General features: G+C 46.2%; 2 protein-coding genes. One reads left to right on the top strand and one right to left on the bottom strand.

Annotated elements, in window-relative coordinates; translation table 11 throughout:
• Positions 1 to 155: 155 nt before the first annotated feature.
• Positions 156 to 938: a pentapeptide repeat-containing protein gene (locus C7K08_RS13480; protein ID WP_106501055.1), complete on the top strand. Its 783-nt coding sequence runs from the start codon at positions 156 to 158 to the stop codon at positions 936 to 938.
• 5 nt (positions 939 to 943) lie between these two features.
• Here the strand turns inward: C7K08_RS13480 and C7K08_RS13475 are convergent.
• A partial coding sequence (locus C7K08_RS13475; RefSeq protein ID WP_133165298.1) for a type II secretion system protein GspD occupies positions 944 to 2,442 on the bottom strand: 1,499 nt, incomplete at its 5' end.

The raw sequence follows: 2,442 nt of genomic DNA, 5'->3' as shown, positions 1-2,442 counted from the left end.
AGCAGCTCAGCGGGTTTGCAGCCCAACGCTTCTGCCCGCTCCTGGCGGTTGCCACCGTGGCGATGGGGTGTGGAGGGTGAATGATCAGGCACTGCACCAGTTTGGTTGTGGCTGGTGCCTTAAGTGGGTACAACTGCAGCAGATACCAGGTTTAAATGGCCAAAAGGCAATTGCTCTTACTGCTAATTGGCCTATTGAGCGCTGGCGGGGCAATGGCTGGGCCCGATGCGGTGTTGCAATTATTAGATAAAAAAAGCTGCAGTGGTTGCAACTTGCAGGGCGCTGATTTGGTGTATGCCGAATTACAAGGTGCGCAACTACCTAAGGCAAAGCTGCAGGGTGCAAATCTAGGGCGAGCAAACCTAAGCAACGCTAATTTACGCGGCGCTGATCTAACAGATGCCAGTTTGCAGGGTGCAAATTTACATCGCGCTGATCTACGCGGTGCGAAATTAAAGGGCACTGATTTGAGATCAGCTGATTTAACAGATGCCCGTTTAGATCCTGAACAATTAGCTAGTAGCCACACAGAAGGTGCAAAAGGAATCACAGCCCRAGCACGMAGCTACGCCGAATTACATAATGCYGGYGTGAAGGCATCATTAGCAGCTAAACATCCAGAAGCAGAACAACGCTTTAGTGAAGCGATTGCAAAAAAACCAGATGCTGCCATTAGCTGGATGGCAAGGGGYATTAGCCGCCAGGAACAGGGCCGAAATGCAGAGGCTGCAGCAGATTTAAATTATGCGGGCAGGTTRTATGAACAGGCGGGAGAAGCGGAACTAGGGCAACAATTACAAAAAGYAGCTACTGGGATCGCAAAGGGGCCRAAAAYAGTGCAGGGCAATGGCATGGGCAGCCAAATTTTGAGTGGTGCCTGGAGCATGCTGCAACAACTGGCACCMTTGGCGCTGAAATTAATGGGCCCTAGTTTTTAAGTGATTTATTGGCCATAAACCAAACGCCTTGCTTCTGCACTTGATGGTTGAAAACCATAGCCATAACTACCACCTTGTTCATCATCAATAATGCGTGGTGTTACCACAATTACMAGTTCAGATTTACGCCTTCCYGTGTTTGTTTTTCTAAAAAACTGRCCAAAGAACGGTAAATCMCCTAGCACGGGCCATTTGCTMACTARTGCAGYATCTGATTCTTGGATAACACCTGTAAGAAACAATGTTTGGCCATCGCGCAAGCGCACCTTACCTGAATCRAGGCTGCGTTTAACAATATTGCTTATGGCAACATCAGCGCCACCAACGCTAAGMGTACCTGCTGGCACTGGAATTGATGCCTGAGGCGTCATTTTAAGGGTTACAAATCCATTGTCATCTATCTTTTCAGCTACAACTTCAAGGGTAAGGCCGGCATTTTCGCGMGTTGTGGTGCTGGTTGTGGTGTTATTTGCATTATTGGTTACTTGCACATTAGTRATCACACTAGTGATTGCCTCCACCTTTGCCTTTTCACCTTCTTGAACCAGCAAGGTGGGATCAGCAAGGGTTTTCGTGTTTCTGCTTTGAATAGTAGCCGAAAGATAATCAACAAGGCTATTTGGATATTTCATATTTTTTGGTATAGCCGGATTRCCAGGTGTTTCTTCTGCCCTATATCCAGTAACAGCACCAGTAGCTGAAACAATCGGCACCAATGTATATGTGCTTAYGCCCAAGCCAGGCTGATCAGGATTAGCGTAAGTGCCGAAACCTGGCCTGGCATACTGCAATCCGCCTCCGGGCTTGGGTAACACATTGCCAGAAAATGGAGCAGCACCTTGAATCCTGTTACCGAAAAGTTGRCCATTATCGGGAAAACTAAAGGGTGTTACAGCGGTTAGTGGTGTGCCACTGCCATCAAATTTACCKGAACCTAAACCCTCTCCAGGAGGCTTTAGRGTGCCAAAATTAATAAGAGCTTGRCCCGAATCATTYACTATAAAAGTATTACCAATTCGCGTTGAAAAGCTATTGTCTATTGAAGTGTCATTTTCAAGATCAATATTTAATATTTTCACATTAACCGCCACCTGACGTTTGCGTAGATCCAACTGCTTTAAGTAGCCTTCTGCCACATTCACAAGATAAGATCCGCCAATTAATGTAATAGTACCCAGTCGTGTATCCGTAGTTCCAATCAAACCCTTWAGSGGCCCTTGGGAAGCACCAAAGCTTTCAATTACAGTTTGAGTTGATGTTTGAGAGGTGGAAGCAGATGCATTTGCCGTTGTTACGCCTGTAGACGATGATTCATTTGATGTTGATGTAACTGTATTTGTTTGAGTTATTGTTGCACCTAAATTRGCTAAATACCGTGCTGCACTATTTGGTTCAACCTGATTCAAGCGATAAACCCTAGAAACGGTATTGCCAATCGTTTTTGTGAGCACATTTTGGCCAACAACCACCGTGCGGCCCTCCAACCTTGCCTGTAAACCTGAAC

The sequence above is a fragment of the Synechococcus lacustris str. Tous genome, from assembly GCF_003011125.1.
Lineage (GTDB): Bacteria > Cyanobacteriota > Cyanobacteriia > PCC-6307 > Cyanobiaceae > Synechococcus_D > Synechococcus_D lacustris.
The sequence above is the reverse complement of the archived record's forward strand: the minus strand, read 5'-3'. Positions and strand labels throughout refer to the sequence as shown.